This is a genomic window from Mucilaginibacter sp. P25 (assembly GCF_050859465.1).
Classification (GTDB): domain Bacteria; phylum Bacteroidota; class Bacteroidia; order Sphingobacteriales; family Sphingobacteriaceae; genus Mucilaginibacter; species Mucilaginibacter gossypii.
The window spans coordinates 5,706,859-5,728,507 of the sequence record NZ_CP193937.1; the positions used below are offsets into that span (position 1 = coordinate 5,706,859).

At 40.7% G+C, this 21,649-nt stretch carries 26 protein-coding genes and 1 pseudogene; 18 read left to right on the forward strand and 9 right to left on the reverse strand.

Features of this window, described 5'->3' with window-relative positions:
- The first annotated feature begins 94 nt into the window (after positions 1-94).
- The 3 genes from ACRQ5D_RS28710 to ACRQ5D_RS28720 all read left to right on the forward strand — a co-directional run bounded on the left by ACRQ5D_RS28710 (position 95) and on the right by ACRQ5D_RS28720 (position 3,310).
- Positions 95-595, forward strand: a complete 501-nt coding sequence (locus ACRQ5D_RS28710) for a hypothetical protein (protein ID WP_431198554.1) — start codon at positions 95-97, stop codon at positions 593-595.
- Positions 576-2,597: a DPP IV N-terminal domain-containing protein gene (locus ACRQ5D_RS28715; protein WP_432327405.1), complete on the forward strand. Its 2,022-nt coding sequence runs from the start codon at positions 576-578 to the stop codon at positions 2,595-2,597. The genes ACRQ5D_RS28710 and ACRQ5D_RS28715 overlap by 20 nt, the downstream gene beginning before the upstream one ends.
- Positions 2,598-2,839: 242 nt before the next feature.
- Positions 2,840-3,310: a hypothetical protein gene (locus ACRQ5D_RS28720; RefSeq protein ID WP_432327407.1), complete on the forward strand. Its 471-nt coding sequence runs from the start codon at positions 2,840-2,842 to the stop codon at positions 3,308-3,310.
- A 75-nt stretch (positions 3,311-3,385) separates the two neighbouring features.
- Here ACRQ5D_RS28720 and ACRQ5D_RS28725 read toward each other — a convergent pair whose 3' ends face one another.
- On the reverse strand, positions 3,386-4,387 hold the full coding sequence (locus tag ACRQ5D_RS28725; RefSeq protein WP_091162588.1) for a phosphotransferase enzyme family protein: 1,002 nt from the start codon (positions 4,385-4,387) through the stop codon (positions 3,386-3,388).
- Between the two features lie 91 nt (positions 4,388-4,478).
- Between ACRQ5D_RS28725 and ACRQ5D_RS28730 the strand changes: the two genes are divergently transcribed.
- On the forward strand, positions 4,479-5,039 hold the full coding sequence (locus tag ACRQ5D_RS28730) for a fasciclin domain-containing protein (protein ID WP_091162587.1): 561 nt from the start codon (positions 4,479-4,481) through the stop codon (positions 5,037-5,039).
- A gap of 122 nt (positions 5,040-5,161) precedes the next feature.
- Entirely contained in the window at positions 5,162-5,641 is a 480-nt protein-coding gene (gene msrB / locus ACRQ5D_RS28735; RefSeq protein WP_091162586.1) for a peptide-methionine (R)-S-oxide reductase MsrB, read from the forward strand.
- Here the strand turns inward: msrB and ACRQ5D_RS28740 are convergent.
- Positions 5,628-5,984: a nuclease gene (locus ACRQ5D_RS28740; protein WP_091162585.1), complete on the reverse strand. Its 357-nt coding sequence runs from the start codon at positions 5,982-5,984 to the stop codon at positions 5,628-5,630. The two genes, msrB and ACRQ5D_RS28740, sit on opposite strands and share 14 nt — an antisense overlap.
- 86 nt (positions 5,985-6,070) lie before the next feature.
- Here ACRQ5D_RS28740 and ACRQ5D_RS28745 point away from each other — a divergent pair.
- From ACRQ5D_RS28745 to ACRQ5D_RS28775, 7 genes and pseudogenes are all read left to right on the forward strand, one after another.
- Positions 6,071-6,848: pseudogene (locus ACRQ5D_RS28745) on the forward strand (XRE family transcriptional regulator).
- 74 nt (positions 6,849-6,922) lie between these two features.
- Positions 6,923-7,282 carry a hypothetical protein gene (locus tag ACRQ5D_RS28750; RefSeq protein ID WP_091162584.1) on the forward strand — a complete coding sequence of 120 codons (360 nt, stop codon included), beginning with the start codon at positions 6,923-6,925 and terminating at the stop codon, positions 7,280-7,282.
- A 65-nt stretch (positions 7,283-7,347) separates the two neighbouring features.
- Positions 7,348-8,481, forward strand: coding sequence for an aminotransferase class I/II-fold pyridoxal phosphate-dependent enzyme (locus ACRQ5D_RS28755; RefSeq protein ID WP_091162583.1), 1,134 nt, complete (start codon positions 7,348-7,350; stop codon positions 8,479-8,481).
- The gene (bioD, locus tag ACRQ5D_RS28760; RefSeq protein WP_091162582.1) at positions 8,474-9,091 is read left to right on the forward strand and encodes a dethiobiotin synthase; all 618 of its coding nucleotides are present in this window, start codon (positions 8,474-8,476) and stop codon (positions 9,089-9,091) included. Before ACRQ5D_RS28755 ends, bioD begins: the two co-directional genes overlap by 8 nt.
- A 51-nt stretch (positions 9,092-9,142) precedes the next feature.
- Positions 9,143-10,033 (forward strand): 3-hydroxybutyryl-CoA dehydrogenase, encoded by an 891-nt coding sequence (locus ACRQ5D_RS28765; RefSeq protein WP_091162581.1) that lies wholly within the window; start codon positions 9,143-9,145, stop codon positions 10,031-10,033.
- A gap of 69 nt (positions 10,034-10,102) precedes the next feature.
- A complete protein-coding gene (locus ACRQ5D_RS28770; protein WP_432327410.1) occupies positions 10,103-10,237 on the forward strand; it encodes a hypothetical protein in 135 nt (44 codons plus the stop codon).
- Positions 10,209-10,394 carry a hypothetical protein gene (locus ACRQ5D_RS28775; RefSeq protein WP_432327412.1) on the forward strand — a complete coding sequence of 62 codons (186 nt, stop codon included), beginning with the start codon at positions 10,209-10,211 and terminating at the stop codon, positions 10,392-10,394. Before ACRQ5D_RS28770 ends, ACRQ5D_RS28775 begins: the two co-directional genes overlap by 29 nt.
- 118 nt (positions 10,395-10,512) lie before the next feature.
- Here the strand turns inward: ACRQ5D_RS28775 and argS are convergent, their stop codons facing one another.
- The 3 genes from argS to ACRQ5D_RS28790 form a co-directional block, all read right to left on the reverse strand.
- Positions 10,513-12,441 carry an arginine--tRNA ligase gene (argS, locus tag ACRQ5D_RS28780; protein ID WP_091162579.1) on the reverse strand — a complete coding sequence of 643 codons (1,929 nt, stop codon included), beginning with the start codon at positions 12,439-12,441 and terminating at the stop codon, positions 10,513-10,515.
- A gap of 267 nt (positions 12,442-12,708) precedes the next feature.
- Positions 12,709-13,404, reverse strand: a complete 696-nt coding sequence (locus tag ACRQ5D_RS28785) for an ankyrin repeat domain-containing protein (RefSeq protein WP_091162578.1) — start codon at positions 13,402-13,404, stop codon at positions 12,709-12,711.
- 41 nt (positions 13,405-13,445) lie between these two features.
- Positions 13,446-13,844: a DUF1801 domain-containing protein gene (locus ACRQ5D_RS28790; RefSeq protein ID WP_431198560.1), complete on the reverse strand. Its 399-nt coding sequence runs from the start codon at positions 13,842-13,844 to the stop codon at positions 13,446-13,448.
- A 140-nt stretch (positions 13,845-13,984) separates the two neighbouring features.
- Between ACRQ5D_RS28790 and ACRQ5D_RS28795 the strand changes: the two genes are divergently transcribed.
- From ACRQ5D_RS28795 to ACRQ5D_RS28815, 5 genes are all read left to right on the forward strand, one after another.
- Positions 13,985-14,395, forward strand: a complete 411-nt coding sequence (locus ACRQ5D_RS28795; RefSeq protein WP_091162576.1) for a DUF1348 family protein — start codon at positions 13,985-13,987, stop codon at positions 14,393-14,395.
- Between the two features lie 355 nt (positions 14,396-14,750).
- A complete protein-coding gene (locus ACRQ5D_RS28800; RefSeq protein WP_431198561.1) occupies positions 14,751-14,933 on the forward strand; it encodes a hypothetical protein in 183 nt (60 codons plus the stop codon).
- A complete protein-coding gene (locus tag ACRQ5D_RS28805) occupies positions 14,933-15,322 on the forward strand; it encodes a response regulator (protein ID WP_431198562.1) in 390 nt (129 codons plus the stop codon). Before ACRQ5D_RS28800 ends, ACRQ5D_RS28805 begins: the two co-directional genes overlap by 1 nt.
- Complete coding sequence (locus ACRQ5D_RS28810; protein WP_431198563.1) at positions 15,297-15,416, forward strand: LuxR C-terminal-related transcriptional regulator; 120 nt, start codon at positions 15,297-15,299, stop codon at positions 15,414-15,416. The genes ACRQ5D_RS28805 and ACRQ5D_RS28810 overlap by 26 nt, the downstream gene beginning before the upstream one ends.
- Before the next feature lie 412 nt (positions 15,417-15,828).
- On the forward strand, positions 15,829-16,335 hold the full coding sequence (locus ACRQ5D_RS28815; RefSeq protein ID WP_091162574.1) for a hypothetical protein: 507 nt from the start codon (positions 15,829-15,831) through the stop codon (positions 16,333-16,335).
- A 126-nt stretch (positions 16,336-16,461) separates the two neighbouring features.
- Here ACRQ5D_RS28815 and ACRQ5D_RS28820 read toward each other — a convergent pair whose 3' ends face one another.
- From ACRQ5D_RS28820 to ACRQ5D_RS28835, 4 genes are all read right to left on the reverse strand, one after another.
- On the reverse strand, positions 16,462-16,632 hold the full coding sequence (locus ACRQ5D_RS28820) for a hypothetical protein (protein WP_432327415.1): 171 nt from the start codon (positions 16,630-16,632) through the stop codon (positions 16,462-16,464).
- The gene (locus ACRQ5D_RS28825) at positions 16,626-16,934 is read right to left on the reverse strand and encodes a hypothetical protein (protein ID WP_432327416.1); all 309 of its coding nucleotides are present in this window, start codon (positions 16,932-16,934) and stop codon (positions 16,626-16,628) included. The genes ACRQ5D_RS28820 and ACRQ5D_RS28825 overlap by 7 nt, the downstream gene beginning before the upstream one ends.
- 112 nt (positions 16,935-17,046) lie before the next feature.
- Positions 17,047-17,745: a head GIN domain-containing protein gene (locus ACRQ5D_RS28830; protein WP_143020672.1), complete on the reverse strand. Its 699-nt coding sequence runs from the start codon at positions 17,743-17,745 to the stop codon at positions 17,047-17,049.
- An 89-nt stretch (positions 17,746-17,834) separates the two neighbouring features.
- Entirely contained in the window at positions 17,835-20,408 is a 2,574-nt protein-coding gene (locus ACRQ5D_RS28835; RefSeq protein ID WP_091162571.1) for a BamA/TamA family outer membrane protein, read from the reverse strand.
- Positions 20,409-20,750: 342 nt separating this feature from the next.
- Between ACRQ5D_RS28835 and ACRQ5D_RS28840 the strand changes: the two genes are divergently transcribed.
- Positions 20,751-21,038: a hypothetical protein gene (locus ACRQ5D_RS28840; protein ID WP_431198565.1), complete on the forward strand. Its 288-nt coding sequence runs from the start codon at positions 20,751-20,753 to the stop codon at positions 21,036-21,038.
- Positions 21,039-21,649: the final 611 nt, after the last annotated feature.

Sequence of the window (21,649 nt, forward strand, 5' to 3'; positions counted from 1 at the left end):
TCATACTGTGAAGAGAAAATGAATAAGGTTGTTTTTTGAACTAAGAACAACCTTATTTTATTAAATTAGCCATATCTATTTAGTTAAATAATATATGAATAAAGTTTACTCACTTTTCAATAGAGTTAAAAAGCACACTATTATATTCATTTGTTTTGTCGGCTCGCTGTTGATAAGCATCAATGCCAGGGCGCAATATTTTGGCCAAAACAAGGTGAGGTACAAAAACCTTAAATTTAACGTTTATAAAACCCCTCACTTCGAGATTTACTATTACCTGAAAAATGATAGTATGGTAAAACGCTTTGCCCAGGAAAGTGAACTTTGGTATACGCTCCATCAACAGGTTTTCAGGGACACATTTAAGCATGCCAATCCAATAATACTATATGCCAACCATCCCGATTTTCAGCAAACAACCGCTATTGATGGCGAGATCGGTGTAGGTACCGGCGGTGTTACCGAAGGCCTTAAAAATCGGGTGGTAATGCCGGTGATGGAAACTAACCAAACCACGAGGCACGTTATCGGGCACGAGTTGGTACACGCTTTCCAGTACCGTTTATTGCTGGGGCATGATCTCGTCCGAATATGAAAATATAAACAACATTCCGCTTTGGATGATAGAGGGTATGGCCGAGTACCTGTCCTTAGGTAAAAAGGACAGCTATACAGCCATGTGGATGCGTGACGCATATTTGAACCATGATATCCCTACCGTTCGTGATCTTACCGAAAGCAGCAAATACTTCCCTTATCGTTATGGCGAGGCATTCTGGTCGTTCATAGGCTCAACTTATGGTGATACGGTTATAATACCCTTCTTTAAAAACGCGGCTAAATTTGGTTTAGAGTATGGCATCAGGCGTACGTTTGGTTATGATGACCGAACCCTTTCCCGCCTTTGGAAAAATTCTATTGAGGCTACCTATAAACCCTTTTTAAAGGATACCACTCAAACACCTAAAGGCATCAAACTGGTTGACAGTAAAAACGGTGGCGACCTTGTGGTTGCCCCGTCCGTTAGTCCCGATGGTAAATATGTTGCCTTTCTATCGGCCAAAAGTTTATTCAGTATTGATCTTTATTTGGCCGATGCTAAATCGGGGCGCATATTACGAAAACTCACGAGTAAGGTATCCAACACCCATATTGATGAGTTTAACTTCATCGAATCGGCAGGTGCATGGTCGCCCGATGGAACTAAATTCGCATTTAGTGTATTTAGCAAAGGGCGTAACAGGCTCGATGTAGTTGACCTGAAAAGCGGCAATGTAATTGACGATATTTCGATGGAGCAGGTAGGTCAGTTCAGTAACGTTTCATGGTCGCCCAATGGCAAGGATATTGTTTTCCAGGGATTGGTTGAAGGGCAGAGCGATTTGTATTCTTATAACTTCGATACCAAAAAGATTACGCAGCTTACTAACGATAAGTTTTCTGATTACCAACCAAGCTATTCGCCGGATGGTAAAAAGATCATTTTTTCAAGCGATAGGACCACCTATGACCAAAGCCTTGAACAGGACATCCCTTTCAACCTTGCCGAACTTGATCTGGCAACGGGAAAGGTAACCGACATAAAAATTTTTAACGGCGCTAACAACCTGAACCCGCAATACTCAGCCGATGGCAAGCAGATCTACTTCCTGTCAAACCGTGATGGCTTCCGTAACCTTTACCGCTATACTATCGCGTCGGGTCAGATAGAACAAATGACAAACCTGTTCACGGGCATCTCTGGCATTACGGAATATTCACCAGCATTAAGTATTTCCAATCATGATGACGTGGTTTACTCTTACTATCGTGCGCAAAAATATTCCATTTATAACGCCAAAGCGTCCGACTTTACTCCTGTTGTTGTGCAGCCGGGTGAAGTCAACTTTGCAGCAGGCACGCTGCCGCCAAACCGCTCCGTTGGCGTCGACCTGATCAACTCTAACCTGAACAACTTTTTGGCCTATCGTAAAATCCCGACTGATTCGGTTAAGGCTATTCCGTTTCGCTCAAAATTCAAGCTCGATTACCTTGCAGGAAGCGGCATTGGTGTTGGTGTAAGTAACTTCTATGGCACAAGTCTTTCAAGCGGGATCCAGGGCGTATTTAGTGATATTTTGGGCCGCAACCAGATCTTTGCAGCAGCATCGGTGAACGGGCAGATCTATGATTCAGGCGCTGCGGTAACTTATGTAAACCAAACCGGCCGCTGGAACCTTGGTGTGGGCGTTTCTCACATCCCTTACCAGTTCGGCTTCAATACAACCACCTACCCGGTAAGGAATGTGGGCGGTAAAAATCAAACCGTTTATTCTGATAACATTGACATTATCCGCAATTTTGAGGATGCGGGCAGGGTGTTTACCTCATACCCTATTTCCAGGACAACACGCTTTGAAGTGAGCGGAGCAGCCTCACACAACTATTACCGTGTTGACCGTTACAGCGATTATTACCTGCTTGATACTGCAGTAGTAAATGGCAAACAGCAAATCGGCATAGGTAATTATATTACGTCTGACAGGAAAAAATCCCTAACGAAGAAGAGTCTGCAACCCTTAATCAAAACTACGGTTCCACTTATTTCTATAACTTAAAATCATATTCCATTTTAACGCTTTCAACCGCGCTAATTGGCGACAACTCATTTTTTGGTGTTACAGCACCGTTAAATGGTTTCAGGTACAGGCTGGAAGCCGGTTATAATTTCGGCACCTATAAGTTCTTTGCACCAACAATTGATGTAAGGAAATACGTACGTACCGCACCGGTAACCTTTGCGGCCAGGTTCTTTGCTACAGGCCGTTTCGGCGATGATAAAGGGCTTTATCCATTATTTGTGGGTTATCCTTTTTATATCAGGGGTTACGAAGGGCAAACATTTTATAATAACGGTAAGGCTACAACCAACGGCTTTACTATCGACCAATTATCAGGCAGTCGTTTGGCTGTATTTAACTTTGAGGTGCGCTTGCCATTTACCGGTCCCGAAAAATTGGCTGCTATTAAATCCAAATTCCTGTTTACCGATCTTAACTTGTTTTTTGATGCAGGTTTAGCCTGGAATTCTGGTGATCATATCTATTTTCAGAAAGATCCGCCGGTGATTGGTCAGCAGGACTTTATAAATTCTGACGGCACTACTACAACACAAAACATTTACGGTCGGGTACCGGCATTGAGTGCCGGTATTTCCCTGCGAATTAACGTATTTGGTGCTTTTATATTAGAGCCTTACCTGGCTGTTCCATTTAACCGCAGCGATGTTAAAAAACCGTTGTTTGGTTTAGGTTTTACACCAGGTTGGTAATAGTACTTATTACGATGATAAAACAGAAGAGCGGCTATGCAGCCGCTTTTCTGTTTTATATTGCCTAACAATAAGCTATGACAATAAAAGATGAGCTGTCTCCATCCATTTTTTAATTAGCGCGACCCTATCCTTTAAAAATTTTGGCCCGAAAAAGAAATTTGACCAGTCATCAAAGTTTTCATACTGGAAACCAAGATAAAATACCCAAAAGCCGAATCCTAAATATGGAATGGCATTAATTTCTTTATCTGATAATGGCCTAACTTTACGGTAATTTGCAATGAAGGCTTTGAATGCATCGCGTCCCTGTTGTTCTGTAATTTTTCCGTAGGTAACCTCCATAAAATAGTGAATAAAAAAAGAGGTGATATCGTAAGCTAATAATCCTTTCCCTGCAAAATCGAAATCAAAAAAAGTGATCTCACCTGCGTTGGTAAAATGAAAGTTCTTAGGGAGAAAATCAAAATGACAATATCCACAGCTGAACTCCCCGTCAAATTGGTTGTATTGGCCGATTACATCGAGAGCAGTATTTCTCAGATATTCATACTCGTTTTCAAGTCCGGCAAATGCAGGTTCAATAACTTTGATGGGATCAATTATAACCGTATTCATTGAGTATGCTTTACGCTGATGGCTAAGTTCAATTGAAGAGGCAATGTTATGTATGGCTGCCATCTCCATACCTATTACTTCAAGATGTTGCTCACTAAGAGCAGAAACAACACCTCCCTGTGCCCACGAAAACAACACGCCATAACGAATCCCTTCGGCAGCATTGAAAACCTGCAACATTTCGCCACATATATCAGAAATTGGCCTTGATACTTTGGCGCCCTTTTCAAACAGGATAGTTAACAGCTCTACCTCGCCCTTGATCTCTTCCAGCTTTCGGTGCGCATCCCTGTAAATCTTAAAAATGTACTTTTCGGCTGTATTTTCTATAATATAAGTGTCGCTCACATTGCGTATCAATAACCGGCATGTTGTATGGCTTAAACCATAACTTTCCTGAAGTTTTATATTTAGTGCTTTTGATGATAAGGTTGAGTATTGCGTAGGGAAGATTTCCATAGGTTAACAAAGGTAGCTTATAATCTACAAGCTGGCTATCCATTTTAAAACCTATTTATATTTTGTATGTTTAACCTATAACCTACACACTATGAAAAAGTTACTGCTGTTAATATCCATTGTATTTTGCCCGGCATTATTGCTGGCCCAAACCGGCAGCAAAAGCAGTAATACAACAACAATGATTCCTGCCAATGATATTGTAAAAAACATATCTGTAGCGCCCAATACGCATACATTTTATTTTTTCATTCAAAAAACAAACCTCGCACTCACTTACACAAGCCGCGGGCCTATCACCGTATTTGTACCGGTTGATGGCGGGTTTAGCGACATGCCTACCGGTAAGTTCGACTCCCTTGCCAAACCTGCGCATATTTGGGAACTTACAGATTTAGTAGCCTATCACGCCATTGCCGGGCAGCTAAAGGCAAGAGACATTCAGAAAAAGATCAATAAAGGAAAAGGCATAGCCACATTTACCACACTTTCGGGCGGTAAATTATTCGCTAAAATAGATAGCAACAGCAATATCGTTTTGATTGATGGCAATGGAGGTAAAAGTACGATCAGTCAGTTTGATATTAAACAAAACAACGGCATAGTACATCTGGTAAATAAAGTACTGGTACCTAAAAAGAAGCTCATATAAACAGACTGCCAAATGACAATCCTCATATAATAAAATTACGTATTTGAGTTATAGCATATAGTAGTTTCCGACAATAAAAAGGCAGCATCTATAATTAAGATAACATCAAAACATAATGGGTTATGAAAACACTCATCTTAACAGTGATAGCTTTAAGCATCCTTACGGCCTTAGGATGCCAAAATACCAATGGACAGGATACTAAACGCAAACTGAGCAAACCTGCCGCTGAATGGAAAAAAGTACTTACATCCAACCAATATCACATTATGGTTGAAAGCGGCACCGAGCCACCCTATCAGAACGAGTATTGGAACAATCATGAAAAAGGTGTTTACGTAAGTGCCGCAACCGGCGACACGCTATTCACCTCCGACGACAAATTTGATAGCGGTACGGGCTGGCCAAGTTTTGTTAAACCTGTCGACTCGGAAAAAGTAGCAATAATTACTGATAACAGCTACGGCATGAGCCGTGATGAAGTTATTGAAAAAAGTACAGGCTTACACCTTGGCCACGTATTTAATGACGGGCCTGCCAACCGCGGCGGCAAAAGGTACTGCATGAACTCAGGGGCTTTAAAATTTATTAAAAAGCCATAACCCTGCGGTTCGCATTTAATGACGGGCGTAGCTGCGGCCTTACACGTAAGCCCTGCTCATATTTTAACCCAATGGTCAAATCTATCCAGTCGGCATTAACAGATCTGATCATTTTTTCTTTTTGCGGACGGGTATAAGTGCTCACCACTTTAAAACGTTCCATAGCCTGTTCTTCGGTATTGATCTCCTCAAAGTAAACCAAACGGTTAAGATGTTGCGCATTATCGAAAAACAAAGTTGGCATTTCGCTGTAAAACTGGATGGTTTTCATCAGGTCTGAACATAAGCCTACATGCAGATTTTTACGGTTTCTGTCGGTAATGATATAAACAAAACGTTTCATTTTATGATAAAAAATTTGGTGAACAGATAATTATTACTAACTTTATGAGCATAAAATTACTAATAAATTTAGCAAATCCAAATTTTATGTCAATAATTTCACAAAATATTAAGTTTCTCCGCAAAAAGAAGGGTTTAACGCAGCAGCAATTTGCGGACAGAATTAGGTATAAAACGTTCATTAGTAGGCGCATACGAAGAAGACCGGGCCGACCCTAAATACGACTTACTAAAAACATTAGCAACCTATTTTGATGTTACTATTGATGACTTCATCAACGAAACCATCAACGAAAAATGGCAGCCAAAACCAAAAGGCAACCCTGCTAACCTGCGAATCCTGAGTATTTCTGTTGATAAGGAAGAAAATGAAAATATAGAAATGGTACCTGTAAAGGCCAGCGCCGGTTACCTTAATGGTTATGCCGATCCTGAATACGTGGCACAGCTTCCGAAGTTTTACCTGCCTATGTTTAAACAGGGTACTTACCGAGCTTTTGAGATCAAAGGCGACTCCATGCTTCCGCTTGTATCGGGCACTATTATAATAGGTGAATACGTAGAAAACTGGGGCGATGTAAAAAGCGGCGAAACCTATGTAGTAATATCTAAAAATGACGGCGTGGTTTACAAACGCATTGGCAATAAATTTAAAGAGAACAAAAAGCTAAAGCTTATTTCTGATAACCCCGTTTACGAACCTTATGAAATATCGGGCGAGGATGTACTGGAACTGTGGAAAGCAAAAGGTTATATCTCCACCCAATTGCCATCACCGTCACCGGAGCCTACCATGGAAAGCCTTACAGCAATGATGGCCCAGATGCAACGATCTATATCTAACTTACAGCAAGGCAACAATTAAGTTACATCGGCTTTTTTAAACCATTACGATCTATCTTTATCATACTGATAAAACGTAAATTAAATTAAAAAGCTATGAAAAAATTATTGTTAATGTGCTGCTTCCTTTTAGGAATTTCAGCAGCCAGCTACGCACAGGGTGGCATGAGAAGAAGCCCGGAAGAAAGAGCAAAAGAATTGCAAACCCAGCTTAAATTAACGGATGATCAAACAACCAAGATCACTGCGGTTTACAAAGAGCAGGCAACTAAAATGGATAGCGTACGTACTGCGGCCAATGGCGACAGGGATGCGATGCGCTCTGCGATGCGCCCAATGATGGAAGCAACCAACACCAAAATCAAAGCTATTTTAACAGCCGAACAAGCTGCGGCTTACGATAAGGCAATGAAAGAAAGAATGGACCGTATGCGCCAGGGCGGCGGTGGCCAGTAAACATTATCACATAGAAAAAAGCGACCAATGGTCGCTTTTTTTATTTTTGCACAAAACGAAGCACATTGAACCCAGCCGAAGATTTTTTAAAACGCAAACTGCAGGAGCGACAACAAGCTGGCAACTACCGTGAACTGAAACCCGAAAACAGTAGGGCTGACTTTTGTTCAAACGATTATCTCGGTTTTGCCCGTTCGTTAGTTTTAAAGCAAAGCATCGCTCAGGAAGTAAACACCAATCCGCTTAGCTTAAACGGTGCAGCCGGGTCAAGACTGCTATCGGGCAACATCCGATATGCCGAAGACCTGGAAAATCAAATAGCTGACTATCACCAAAGTGAAGCGGGCCTGCTTTTTAATTCGGGCTATGATGCTAACCTGGGACTACTGTCATCGCTTGCCCAGCGTGTCGATACCATAATTTTAGATGAGTTAGTGCATGCGTCAATCATCGATGGCGCAAGATTAAGCTATGCCAATCGCTATAGCTTCCGGCATAATGACCTGGAGAGTTTAGAAGCTAAATTAAAATTGGCCAAGGGCAATTGCTATGTGGTTATTGAAAGCGTGTATTCTATGGACGGAGATACTCCTCCCCTTGTTGAAATCCTCAGCCTCACTGAAAAATATAATGCCGCCCTCATAGTTGATGAGGCACATGCTGTAGGTCTTTATCCCAAAGGGTTGGTTTGCGAACTTGGTTTACAACAAAGGATTTTTGCCCGTATAATAACATTTGGCAAGGCACTGGGCAGTCACGGGGCTGTAGTGCTCGGTAGTAATACCTTACGAAAATATCTAATCAATTTTGCTCGTTCCTTTATTTATACTACTGCAGCACCTTTCCACCAGCTGGCAGCTATAAAAATGGCCTATCAGCTATTAGAAGATTCCCGCGAAGCTACCATCAGCCTGAAAAAGAATATTGACCTGTTTAAACAGCAAGTAAACACGGGCAAAAATTTCACTTTACTAAATAGTGATAGCGCTATTCAATGTATCGTACTCAAAAGCAATGAAATGGCAAGGGAAGCGGCTAAACAACTGCAAATGAACAACTTTGATGTGCGGCCCATCTTAAGCCCTACGGTTGCACAGGGCACCGAGCGGATCAGGATTTGCCTGCACAGCTTTAATACGGAAAATGAAGTAACTTTGCTGGCTGTAACTCTTAACAAATTTATATTACTACATGCTTGATACGCAACCGATATTTATTACCGGTATTGATACCGGAATAGGTAAAACCCTGGTTTCGGCTATTTTAACTGAAAAACTAAACGCAGACTATTGGAAGCCCATACAATCGGGCGACCTTGATAACAGCGATACACTGAAAGTTAAAAACCTTATCTCAAATCCGGTTACCCAGTTTTTCCCGGAGGCCTATGCTTTAACTCAGCCATTCTCCCCTCATAAATCTGCCGCCCTTGATAAAGTGACTATCGACCTGGAAAACATCGTTCTGCCTAAAACTGATAACCAGCTAATTATTGAGGGCGCCGGTGGCCTTATGGTACCGTTGAATGATAACTTTCTTATTATCGACCTTATTAAACAGCTTAATGCAAAGGTAATACTGGTAAGTAAACACTATTTAGGCAGTATTAATCATACCCTGCTTTCCTTACATGCATTAAAAAAATATGGCATTCCTGTTATGGGGGTAATTTTTAACGGTGATAAGGATATCTATTCAAAAAGCTATATCCTCGATTATTCAGAAGTTGCCGATCTGGGACAGATCCCTGAGTTTAAAACTATCAACAAAAAAACTGTTAAAGAGGCCGGTAAGTTTATTACCTTGTAATACCGGCAGATTATATAAACCGATGTTTTGCCGGTTTCGTAAACAAATACTATGAAAAACATTACTGTAATTGGCTCCGGCACTATGGGCAACGGCATTGCCCACACCTTCGCGCAATATGGCTTTGAAGTATCATTGGTGGATATCAGCGACGATGCCCTGAGCAAGGCTTTACAAACCATCAGCAACAATCTCGACAGGCAAGTAAAAAAAGGCACCATCACCGAAGGGGCGAAAACAGAAACGATGAACCGTATCCGTGTTTTTACAGATTTGGCCGAAGGCACTCAAAATGCCGGCCTTGTAATTGAAGCTGCTACCGAAAACCAGGAAATAAAACTAAAACTGTTTAAACAGCTCAGCGAAATTTGCAATGAAAACGTAATACTGGCATCCAATACCTCATCTATCTCTATTACTAAAATTGCTTCGGTTACCAGGCATCCAGGCAACGTAATTGGCATGCATTTCATGAACCCGGTGCCGGTTATGAAGCTCGTTGAGGTAATACGGGGATATGCCACTACTGATGCCGTTACCGAAACCATTATGGAACTTTCGCGCACTTTGGGCAAAGATCCGGTTGAGGTTAATGACTATCCAGGCTTTGTAGCCAACCGCATTTTAATGCCGATGATAAATGAGTCTGTTTATACCTTATACGAAGGCGTTGCCGGCGTACAGGAAATTGATACAGTGATGAAACTCGGCATGGCACACCCAATGGGACCACTGCAATTAGCCGATTTCATCGGGCTGGATGTTTGCCTTGCTATTTTGAAGGTATTGCATGATGGTTTTGGCAATCCCAAATATGCTCCATGCCCACTACTGGTAAATATGGTAACCGCAGGGCACTTGGGAGCTAAAACAGGCAGTGGATTTTATAAATACACCGCAGGCAGCAAAGATTTGGTTGTAGCCGATAAATTCATGGCCTAAGCGCCGTTAAACTTTCGATGTTGGATGTTGTCAATAGTTATTATACTGAACAACTAAAAACATCTAAAAATGAAAACCATTGCTAAATTAGGAATAGTACTTGCCTTAACAGGCTCATTATTTGCATCATGCTCAAGTCAGGCCTACGTAACAGAGCAGCCGGTTGAACCGGTGTATGTTCTGTCCGGTAGCACCCTACCCTAATGCTGTCTGGGTACCCGGCGAATGGGTTTGGCGCGGTAACCATTACGTTTACCGCCAGGGCTTTTATGCAAGGCCAAGATATAACCGGGTATATGTTCAGGGACATTGGCAACCAACCAATCGGGGATATGTTTGGGTAAGGGGATATTGGAGATAATCTCCGCCCCCGGCCCCCTAAAAGGAGAGTTTTAAAACAGAAAAGCCTTTAGCAATTTTATCTGCTAAAGGCTTTTCTTTTAACCGCGCTCGTTCCCCCTTTAGGGAGTTAGGGGCAATTACATCCTCTCAGGCACTTCAATCCCCAAAAGCTTCATACCTTTGCTGATCACCTTGGCTGATGATGCAGATAGAGCCAAACGGAATTGTTTTGAATCCTCATCTTCGGCCTGTAAGATCGACTTTTCATGATAGAACTTGTTATATGTTTTAGCAAGTTCATATATATAGTTGGCTATTACTGCCGGGCTATAACCTTTTGCAGCTTCCTTAACCGTTTCGGGGTATTTATCAAGCAATACAATTAAGTCGCGTTCAACACCTGCCAGCTCAGTTACTATGGGTTTAAGCTCAGCATTATAATCGGCCCTGCTTAATACCGATTTAATACGGGCGTGGGTATATTGAATAAACGGTCCGGTATGTCCCTGAAAATCTACCGATTCGTTAGGATCAAACAGCAAACGTTTTTTTGGATCGACTTTTAACAGGAAGTATTTAAGTGCGCCCATACCAATGGTATGATATAATGCAATCTTATCTTCTTCGTTAAACGCATCAACCTTGCCCATGGCTTCGGTTTGCTCTTTAGCGGTTGCTTCCATCTCGGCCATCAAGTCATCAGCATCAACCACTGTGCCTTCACGCGATTTCATTTTGCCAGATGGAAGATCAACCATACCATATGATAGATGAAACAATCCATCTGCACCTGTTTTTCCCAACTTCTGCAATATCAGGAACAGCACCTTGAAGTGATAATCCTGCTCGTTGCCTACCACATAGATAGACTTATCCATCTGGTAATCATTATACTTTAACTGTGCGGTACCCATATCCTGGGTAATGTAAACCGATGTACCATCTCCACGAAGCACCAGTTTTTCGTCAAGGCCTTCTGAGGTAAGGTCTATCCAAACCGAGTTATCTGCTTTTTTAAAGAATACGCCTTTTGCAAGACCTTCTTCAATAATATCCTTACCTAACAGGTAAGTGTTAGACTCGTAGTAGTATTTATCAAAATCAACACCCAGTTGCTTGTAGGTTTCGGCAAAGCCAGCGTACACCCAACCGTTCATGGTTCTCCACAAGTTCATTACCTCTTCATCACCTGCTTCCCATTTTTGCAGCATCTGCTGGGTTTCGATCATGATAGGAGTAGCATTTTTGGCTATCTCTTTGATCTTGTCTTCTTCGCCGGCAATTTTATCGTCCAGTTCGCCAATAAGCTTCTGATTTACCTCGTCGGTTTGAGCACGTTTTTCTTTAACCTTTGCTATGGTAGCTAACGAGTCCTCTATTTTGGTCTTCTGATTTTCTTTAAAGGCCGAAAGGTCATGCTTCTCGTAAACTTGACTCAAAACAGGTTTAAGCTGTTCCCTCAGTTCTTTATCAAACAGCACATAATATTTACCTACCAGGTGATCGCCCTTCATGCCTGATGATTCAGGTGTTTCATCATTGCCGAACTTTTGCCAGGCCAGCATAGATTTACAGATATGGATTCCGCGGTCGTTAACCAGATTGGTTTTGATCACCTCGTAACCATCAGCAGCCAGTATCTCAGCAACTGAATAACCCAACAGGTTGTTGCGGATATGACCAAGGTGCAGTGGTTTGTTGGTATTTGGAGATGAATACTCTACCATTACCTTTTGTCCGTTGGGCTTTGCTACCGCAAAATCATCGGCAGTAATGTTGTTATATAAACGACCGATCCAGTATTCGTCGGTTATAGAAAGATTAAGGAAGCCTTTAATCACATTAAAGGAGTCAACTTCCTTCAATTCGTGTTTAAGATACTCCCCTATTTCGGTACCGGTTTGTTCAGGGCCTTTGCGCGAAAATTTGGTAAACGGAAAGGTTACAATGGTTACTTGTCCTTCAAACTCCTTACGGGTTTCCTGTATGCTAACGGCAGCCAGTTCAATGTCAGTTTGGTATAGTTGTTTGACTGCTTTTACGGCCGCTTCTATGATAAAATCCATTCGGCAAAATTAAATAAAATGGGCAGATTGCGAATACTAAAATGGCGATGTTTACACGTAGATTAGGAGCCACCTACAGAATCAACAGCAATTTATAATGGGCGCTAAAAACAGGACACAGCTATGGAGTACTGAGATTCAAATATTGTTATGAGCCACATGCTTAAAAACATGCCTATAATCATTTCTTACCCGATTATTGCAATTAAAAAAAGCCCCGGGTCAACACTACTTTTTAGACATTCATTATAAGAATAATTATTCAACTCAAGACGTAAACAACTTCAAAACCCCGGTCTGATTATTTTTTTCTGCCAATTTCTTAGCTGATATCCCCTGTTTATTCTCTATATTATAGTCGGAGCCATATTTCAGCAACAACCTGATCTGATCCAGTTTGTACTTTCGTTTCACCGCATAAAAAAGTGCAGTATTCCCGTATTTATCGGAAAAATTCACATCGGCACCATTGCTTAAAAACCATTCGGCCACTTCAAAGCGTTTCCAGTTGAATGCGGCCATAAACGGGCTGTCATCTCCAGCACCCGGGTCTGTTTGTGCACCATAGCTTTTAAACAGACCGGCGGCTTCCACATCATTATACCAGGCTATGGCATACATGCAATGCTCGGGATTGGCGCCATTAGCCAGCAAATATTCATATAACAGCTTATTTCTTCCGCGGGTATAAGCATACCAAAGCGGGCTGGCCGGAAAAAAGCTGCATTCCTCTTTTATCCGGTGGTTTGAATTGATATCCATGCCTTTTGACAGCAATAGCTTAAGCATGATCAAACTTTCTTCGGCTTTTGCAGGACGTTTTGCGATTTCAATACCACACAGGTAATGAAGTGCGTTTTTACCGCTATCTTCAGCCCAGGTAAGCCAGCCGTGATCTTTTTCGATCATCACTTTAACAGCTCCAACGTTAAGTTCTTTTATGTGCTGAATAAATTTGATCATAGCTCTCTCCTTTTATTTATCCAGCAAAGTCAACCAGGTTTTTACAACGTTTCGCAAAGCTTCTTCTTTTGCCTTAACTTCTTCCATATTGTGAAAAAAGCCAACCGGCGGCCGTCGGCATAATCGCCGGAAAGCAAACCGGATGTATCATTGATCTTTGCCCCTGAGGGGAATACCAGTCTGATACAATCTTTTTGGTACACGTTCGAAACGATAATATATCTTTTATACTCTTTAGGATCAAAGGGTTTCATTTCCCCGATATATAAAAAGCTCGGTGCATTCCATTTGATATGCTCGCCAATTTCATCGTCAATAGCCAGGATAATTTTTCTCAGCGCTCCTAACACCTCCTTCAATGGATGATCAAGCTTTTGCATGTAACTGTCTACCCCTGCCGAGTCGGCAAGGACAACTGGTTTGGTACTTTTGGCTTTCATGATTAACAGGTAATAAATTGGTTAAGAGGGGCTATTTAAATTTAAAAAAGAAAACATAATACCAAAGGAACGTTGAATAGTACCATTAAATAACCCCGCATCGTCTTAACTTTGATATATCAAATCAGATTATTACCATCATGGAACAAAAGCTGCCATTACCGCCATTTAACTTTGAAACAGCCACCCAAAAAGTGCAATTAGCCGAAGACGCCTGGAACAGCCAAGACCCGGCAAGGGTTTCTTTAGCATATACCATTGACACCGAATGGCGCAACCGCTCGGAATTTGTAAACGGGCGCCAACAGGTAGTGGAATTTTTAACCCGCAAATGGGAAAAAGAATTCGATTATAAATTAAAAAAAGAACTGTGGGCCTTTACAGATAACCGTATTGCAGTACGTTTTGAGTACGAATATCATAATGCTGAAGGCCAATGGTTTCGTGCTTATGGAAACGAGAACTGGGAGTTTGACAAAAACGGCCTGATGCAAAAGCGCTATGCCAGCATCAATGACCTGCCCATCAAAGAAGAAGACAGGCGGCTGTAAAAGAAATAGCCCATTACCAAAGCCGATGGCTCTTATAATGGGCTAAATATCCATATTAAATAATTGAGAAAAAAGGTTTAGGGCTTCCTTAAATTCAGTTAATATAGTTTTGAACTGTAATTTCAATATGCCAACGCCTCTTCGAAGCACTTGAATATTTATTTTATCAGCAGTGCAAATTAAAAGTCGGGCATATTTCTTTCAACAACCCAAATCTCGCTTGACAATTAAGAACTAAAAAGGGTGAAACCACCCTTTTTTGCTTTAAACGGCATGGTAAAATGAAATATAAGTTCATTATTTTTTTTACTTTGGCAATATGATTAACATCAGTTAACATATACACCTAATATTAATGCACACTTCAACATTTACCGGGCCTGTACAAATTGCCATAATTGATAATCATACCTTATTTAGACAGGGAATGATCAGCTTACTGGGCGATTTTAAAGAGATCAATATCCTTTTCGACGCCGAAAATGGAGAGGATATGATCAGCAAGCTAAAAAAACCTCCTTACCTGATATTATATTGATGGATATAACTATGCCGGTAATGGATGGTTACGCGGCTACCGCCTGGTTACGTGAAAATCACCCTACAGTAAAAGTGCTGGCGTTAAGCATGTCTGACGATGATAAACCTATTATAAACATGCTTAAGAACGGAGCTGTTGGCTATATGCTTAAGGAATCGAAGATAAGAGACGTAGTTTATGCGATGCAAACTATCCAAAAGCACGGCTTTTATCTAAATGAACTGGTAAGCGGCAAATTGCTTTATACCATGCAAAATAAAAACACACCCGTCGATAAATCCAAAGAGCTTACCTCCAATGAACTTACATTTCTGAAACTAAGCTGTTCTGAACTTACCTACAGGCAAATTGCCGACGAGAATGAACCTGAGCCCGCATACTATTGATAATTATCGCGAATCGTTATTTCAAAAGTTTGGGCTTAAATCAAGAACAGGCATGGTACTTTTTGCCATCAAAAATCAGATCATAACCGTTTAAAAAACGAAGGACAAACAATAATGTTAGCAGGTTAACCCCTGAATCAAACACAAGGGGATAATTGTAAATGCCTTCCAATACTTGACATTTTCTCCTTTCTTCGTCCTTTCCTGCGTAACGGCATCAACCCAGATCTTATAATAAATGCTCAACATTTGTTTCAGATTTAGCATGCAACTATTTTAACTAACCTTAACGCCGCAGATAAGTTTGTTTTACTGTTTTATAACTCACAATTGCTGTATTCCGTTAGTAATGGCAAATCGTGACGAGATTTCGTCATTTCAAAGTCAAACAGATTACAAACAACTTATTATCAATAATATAACAAAAAGGCATAAGTATTGATAAATCCTGTTTATTCTTAAGCAAATCACTTTTAAAAATATTATTAACCTTAAAAATCACTGTTATGCCAAATCATTTATCAACATTAGGAGTTATTCATACAGCCATAAGTCTTGTGGGAGTTGCCATTGGTTTTATTGCATTGTTTCAGGACGGGAAAATCGCCCCTAAAACAAAAAACGGCAGGCTTTACGGTGTTTTTACCGTGCTGGCCTGTTTATCCTCATTTTTGGTTATGAAAACCGGTCACCTGAGCAGTGCCCACAACCTCTCGTTTCTTATTTTAATATTACTGCCTGTTGTTTACTATGCGCCCTACCTACGCATTTTTGGCAGCAAGGCCGATTGTGTACAAACTATAGGCATGACAGCCACCTTATTTTTCTCATTAGTACCTGCCGTAGTTGAAACGCTCACCAGGCTCCCAGTTGAACAACCACTGGCTGAAGGGCCTGACTCTCCTGTAGTAAAAATGGGGCTTTTGATCATGCTGGTATTATTTATTGTAATTATGATATACCAGGCGATTAAACTAAAGGGCCAAGGCAAAGGGTTTACCCCGGCCATGTGAATTGATATTTGCCGGTACTTATCTATGGAGTCATGTATCCGCTCGGCGTACCGGGTGTCAGGCGAAATTGATAAAGTATAAAACAAATAAACACCCCGACCGGGGTGCCTAAAAAACAAAACTAAATCAAATAACTTTATCCTGAAGTACCATTGAAAAAATACTTTTCATAGCAGCCCCGGTATTGTCTTTATAGTTTATGGTCAATTTATAATTGTCTACAACAAATGCCGAATTGGTATAAAATTGAGCATTAGAAGGATCGGTACTGATAACATTACTACCTTCACTTACCATTTTTTTGCGATAACAATGTTTAATCCATCCCCTTTAGTATGAAATTTCCCGGTGTACTGAACCGTTGTTGAATTACCATTTTTATAAGTTACATCGGCCAAAATAAAAGTACTATCCGACGAGAATACTAAATAACGCGCTTGTTCCCCTTCTTTAACCGGAATATACCACTGGCCAAAAAGGGATGTATTTTTTTGGACGGGTTGCTGCGCCTTGTCTTTTTTACAGGCGCCAAGAGAAAACAAAACCGATAGCAACAGGCAAACAGTTAAATTCTTAAATATCAATACAGGCTTAATCATAAAGTGAAGGTTTTACCTATCAATACGATAAATACTTTTAATTCGATACACCAATGACAAAAAAAGACCGCTCTGAAGAAGCAGTCTTTCTATATAGTAAGTTAACCAGGTTTTAATCAGCTTTGCTAACCCTGCCTGATCCCGCGTAACGGGTTGTACCAATTGTTGCGGTACCGGAATATACAACACTTCCTGAACCAGAAATACGCGCAGAAACTGTTTTACTGGCAATCAAATTGATATTTCCTGAACCTGCAATTGAAGCTTCAACAGTTTCCGTCCTCAATGATTTACCGTTAATCTCTCCCGAGCCTGAAATACGACAGTCGGCCATACCGGTACTACCTTTAACATCAATTGAACCCGATCCGCTGATTTTCAGGTCCAAAGTACCTGATTTAACAGCAGTTTTTATATTTCCCGAACCGCTTAACGCAATTTTGGCATTTTCGGCAGTCATCGTACCATCAACAGTTGCATTTCCTGAACCGCTGTTAGCAAGGTATCCAAGGCTTTTGGCGGTGATGTAGATATTGGCTCGCTGCATATTGCGATGATTTTTCCAGTGATCTTTAAATTCAACGTTTAATATGCCGTTTTCTACTTCAGTTTTAATATCATCAACTACATTGGCGTCAACATCAAGTTTCAGGCTTTCGGTTCCATCAATTTTAATAAATACGTTAAACGGGCCACCACAGGCAATACCGTTATAACCGGATACATTGCGGGTTACAGTTTGCGCGGAAGCATTAAAAGCTATCGAAACCGTTAGTAACGAAGCCATAAGTGAGAAGATTAGTTTTTTCATGATCGCGTGTTTAAGAATATGACGCTTTTTCAAAAAAAACGTTGCAATTTTTTTGTTTTTTTACCTCTGCCAACTTCCACAAAGATTCATTACAACCTGAAGTTGAGCGATATGTAAGGATACCATCCTTCGCTTGAATGACCGGCCAGCAATTGCAATACTGTTAAACTTGCCGGTGCAAAATATAACCCGCCGCCGGTACCGGTATGCCACTTATCCGAATGCTCATTTTGTATCCAAACACGACCCGTATCATAAAAGCCTACCAATCCCAACTGGCCCGGTAAAATATAACTGGCTATATCAGCAAGTTTAACCCTTGCCTGTAAATTATTGAACACCATATGCTTGCCTGCAAACCGGTTTTGCAGATACCCCAACAGGTTGCCTTGCCCGCCCAAAAACATTGATTGATAAAAGGCCGGCTTTCCAAAACTTACACCGCCACCAACACGATCAGATAATACAATAGCACCGCCAGGGGTTAGTTTTTGATAGAAAGTAAACTCTGGCTTGATCTGTACAAAAGATTTGGAATAACTGTTAAGTCCTTCATAACCTTGTACCGTTACAGTAAAATAGTAGCCCTTGGTAGGCAGGATATTATTATCACGTTGGTTTGTGGTATAATTTATCAGCGCGCCAAGATGTGCTTTATCTTTTCCAACCGTTAAGCTATCGTAAGAATTGATAAGCGATGTTTGGTTAATGAACCGCCCGGTATTTTGTGAAAGATCAAGATGATAAAACTGAAACGAAGGACCAACACTGATATCGCTGTTCTTGCCCGTATGCCAGCGTAAAGCCGGATCAAACTGATAAATATCATACCGTGTACGGTAGTAAGTACGATAACCAGGAAATTTATTTAACGGGCTTTCATTACCCAGGCCAAAAAAGTTCACCGTATTATCAGGCGACTGGATGTTGGCCTGGATCGTGAAATCGGCTTTACCAATGGCATCTATCCATTCCCCCCGGTATTTGATCCTGAAAGCATCCGTAGCAAACGAATGGGTGATCATTACCTGCTGTAATGTTGAATAAGGCAATTTCCTGAAACCATCATGACCGGTATATTGAAAACCCAGGCCAAGTAAAAAGCCATCATCCTTATTTAATGCTGCAGTGGCAAGCGGCATCCACACATTGTATAAATTGGTGGGTAAAAACTGAGTATTTGAGGTATCATTTGAAAGATGCTTATTTAATTGGCCGACGTTGCCGGTAAAATTGGTGCTATCTCGCCGACCATAAAACTTTATCGCTTGTGCAGATTGCTTAACCTCAACAGTTTTACTACCCACACTATCAATCAATCTTAACTTAATGGGCGAATTGGCATTATTAATAACTATGCGGTCATCTCCGGCAGAAACATACAATCTTATTTCTTTAGTAATCTCCGGTTTGTACATCATATCCATAAACTGATCTTTGGTTTCACCATCTTTATTCAGCTTATTAATTGTTATACGCAAAGCTTTGTCGGGAGCATCGGCAACGGTGATCAGTTCGCTTTTATCAGTAGCGCGGATATCCACTATCCTATTAGTGAATTTATAATACTCACTCATAGCTGCCGGTATATTATCCCGGCGTTGTTTTAATATGGCAAGCAACTCTTTATGCCTCAATTTATAGCTTTCTGCAGGCAGGCGTCTTAAACTTTCTTCAAGCACCGCATCAGTTTCGGCTTTAACAAATTCATTGGCAATCTGCATCCATCTTTCGTAGCTTATTTGTGCATCCGGATACTGCTTCATGAACCTTGTTTTAAAAAGAGAATATTTCACATGCGGAATATCCCCTGTAAAATCTTCAAGTAAGGGATCTATCCAGGGTAGCGCAGCAATACTCGGAAACACACCCTGTGTAACATGAAATACCTGGTCACGGTCACGTGGTACAGCAACATAGGTTTTACCTTTACCATTTTTAGTATCAGCCCAGCGCCATTGATCTTCGTGCCTGTCCCAATCGCCCATTAAAAGATCAAGCATACGGGCACGCAAAAAGCCTTCTCCATCCAACCTGTTATCATAGCTTTTAAGCAGTTGCCCTTCCATTTTAAGGGTATTATCTGATGAACCAACTGGCTCCCTTTCCTCTATCAAACATACGGTACCAACAAATAACTTACTATATTGTCCAAGTGCGGGATCTTCGGCCACAACACCTATAACCGGGTTAGCATGCGGCACACGCGCCGCTTCAGCAAGAGGCGGCACAATCAAGGCCGAATATGGGTGCTGGCCACTAAACTCGTCGCCGACCCAATCAACAGCAAAGGTACCCTGCAAATTTTCGGGCAACAGTTTATCCGGTGTTTTTTCAACACTGCGCAATACCCACTCGCGGCCGGTTTTATCTTCCAAACGTAATGACTTTGATTCCATACCACCACCCTGTTTAATAGGTGATAGCCCGCCATTTATTTGCGATAGTTTTATAACGGGAAGCTTCACTTTCATGGCCCAGTCCTTACGATAGTTTTCGCCGAACAGCCAACGGTGAATCCCGCTTACATCATCATATGAGGCGTGAACACTTACAACAGTGCTATCCGGAAATTTTTGCCAGGCCGATGGCGCAATAGCCTGGGCATTAGCATACAATGCCGAGCCCGTAAGAAATAAAATAGTAAGTATCCTTTTTGTCATGAGGTGATGTGTTTAAGATGCAGGACTTAAAATACAATAAACTAACTGTTAACAAGAGACATACCAAACACACAAGTATCTAAAATACAGACACTTAATAAAAATCAACACAAAAACAAGTGGCGATATATCGTTATTTTAAAAGGTAATTCTGAATAACACAACAATATGGCTGTTATCTTAATAGTTTTTTAAACTCTTGCACAGGTATAAAAATAATCAATCTGTAATCATTTTACACCTCAGGCAGGCGGTTATGTTATTACCGTTCTGATATTGACCGACAAAGATTTTGAAAGCAAACAGTCTCTACATATTAAATTTTATTAGTTTTATGATTGTATGACCCGCAACGATAAATCGCCACACATCCTTAACGCAGCATCAAATTTACTGGGCTTGTGCTTTGTGGTGCTTACCTCATTAAAATTCCTGAAAATGTCCGACCGGACCTATATTGACGAGAACAGTAACCATAGCACTTGTTTTCTTTATGCTAAGCTGTATACTGTCTTTTCTGTCTATCCGGGGAAATATAAAACCCGGTGGACGTTCGGAAGCCGTGGCCGATTACCTTTTCCTGGCTGGGATGATCGTATTATTTCTTACCGCCATCTTAATCATATTTAAGGTAATGGTTTAGCCACACCTAATTATATAGGCTAAACTTTCATATGATCACCAATCACAAAAGTTCTGCAATATTTAATGCACCTAAAAACGGGCTGAGCCTCTGGCAATGCTTTTATTATTACATTCCCCTAAAAAAACCAGTTAAATTAGGAATTATAATATCTATTTACTGTTTGTAAGAAAAATTTTGCAATAGTGTAAATTGATTGTAACTTGTAATTCAATTAACCTTACTGCATTTTACGTTTTTTAGTTCTATCTCCTGCACTATAACACTCTGTTTAAAGCAATTAACAGAGCGGCGCGTTTGTTAATAAATAATTTACTGAGAAATACGGCTTAACGATTTGATAACTTTGGGTTTTCATTATTTAAAAACTACCCTCCTACATTTATCAAATCATAAGTTTTAGCCGGATATGGCAGCTTCTTATTTAAATTCTGAATCAGGATTTTGTAAAGAATTAGCCATGCAACATTTTGAAATTTGATATGACAACTACTCAACCTAACAATATTACTATGTTATCCGGCCAATTTCTTTTCACAACGGCTAACTACAGAATCTATACAAAATCGGTCTATACCTTAATGCCTTTCACAATTAA

Coding starts and splice junctions, on each gene's coding strand:
- ACRQ5D_RS28710 (WP_431198554.1), top strand. CDS start 95: ATGAATAAAGTTTACTCACTTTTCAATAGAGTTAAAAAGCACACTATT.
- ACRQ5D_RS28715 (WP_432327405.1), top strand. CDS start 576: ATGATCTCGTCCGAATATGAAAATATAAACAACATTCCGCTTTGGATG.
- ACRQ5D_RS28725 (WP_091162588.1), bottom strand. CDS start 4,387: ATGGAAATCTTCCCTACGCAATACTCAACCTTATCATCAAAAGCACTA.
- ACRQ5D_RS28730 (WP_091162587.1), top strand. CDS start 4,479: ATGAAAAAGTTACTGCTGTTAATATCCATTGTATTTTGCCCGGCATTA.
- msrB (WP_091162586.1), top strand. CDS start 5,162: ATGAAAACACTCATCTTAACAGTGATAGCTTTAAGCATCCTTACGGCC.
- ACRQ5D_RS28740 (WP_091162585.1), bottom strand. CDS start 5,984: ATGAAACGTTTTGTTTATATCATTACCGACAGAAACCGTAAAAATCTG.
- ACRQ5D_RS28750 (WP_091162584.1), top strand. CDS start 6,923: ATGAAAAAATTATTGTTAATGTGCTGCTTCCTTTTAGGAATTTCAGCA.
- bioD (WP_091162582.1), top strand. CDS start 8,474: ATGCTTGATACGCAACCGATATTTATTACCGGTATTGATACCGGAATA.
- ACRQ5D_RS28765 (WP_091162581.1), top strand. CDS start 9,143: ATGAAAAACATTACTGTAATTGGCTCCGGCACTATGGGCAACGGCATT.
- ACRQ5D_RS28770 (WP_432327410.1), top strand. CDS start 10,103: ATGAAAACCATTGCTAAATTAGGAATAGTACTTGCCTTAACAGGCTCA.
- ACRQ5D_RS28775 (WP_432327412.1), top strand. CDS start 10,209: ATGTTCTGTCCGGTAGCACCCTACCCTAATGCTGTCTGGGTACCCGGC.
- argS (WP_091162579.1), bottom strand. CDS start 12,441: ATGGATTTTATCATAGAAGCGGCCGTAAAAGCAGTCAAACAACTATAC.
- ACRQ5D_RS28785 (WP_091162578.1), bottom strand. CDS start 13,404: ATGATCAAATTTATTCAGCACATAAAAGAACTTAACGTTGGAGCTGTT.
- ACRQ5D_RS28790 (WP_431198560.1), bottom strand. CDS start 13,844: ATGAAAGCCAAAAGTACCAAACCAGTTGTCCTTGCCGACTCGGCAGGG.
- ACRQ5D_RS28795 (WP_091162576.1), top strand. CDS start 13,985: ATGGAACAAAAGCTGCCATTACCGCCATTTAACTTTGAAACAGCCACC.
- ACRQ5D_RS28800 (WP_431198561.1), top strand. CDS start 14,751: ATGCACACTTCAACATTTACCGGGCCTGTACAAATTGCCATAATTGAT.
- ACRQ5D_RS28805 (WP_431198562.1), top strand. CDS start 14,933: ATGGATATAACTATGCCGGTAATGGATGGTTACGCGGCTACCGCCTGG.
- ACRQ5D_RS28810 (WP_431198563.1), top strand. CDS start 15,297: ATGAACCTGAGCCCGCATACTATTGATAATTATCGCGAATCGTTATTT.
- ACRQ5D_RS28815 (WP_091162574.1), top strand. CDS start 15,829: ATGCCAAATCATTTATCAACATTAGGAGTTATTCATACAGCCATAAGT.
- ACRQ5D_RS28820 (WP_432327415.1), bottom strand. CDS start 16,632: ATGGTAAGTGAAGGTAGTAATGTTATCAGTACCGATCCTTCTAATGCT.
- ACRQ5D_RS28825 (WP_432327416.1), bottom strand. CDS start 16,934: ATGATTAAGCCTGTATTGATATTTAAGAATTTAACTGTTTGCCTGTTG.
- ACRQ5D_RS28830 (WP_143020672.1), bottom strand. CDS start 17,745: ATGAAAAAACTAATCTTCTCACTTATGGCTTCGTTACTAACGGTTTCG.
- ACRQ5D_RS28835 (WP_091162571.1), bottom strand. CDS start 20,408: ATGACAAAAAGGATACTTACTATTTTATTTCTTACGGGCTCGGCATTG.
- ACRQ5D_RS28840 (WP_431198565.1), top strand. CDS start 20,751: ATGACCCGCAACGATAAATCGCCACACATCCTTAACGCAGCATCAAAT.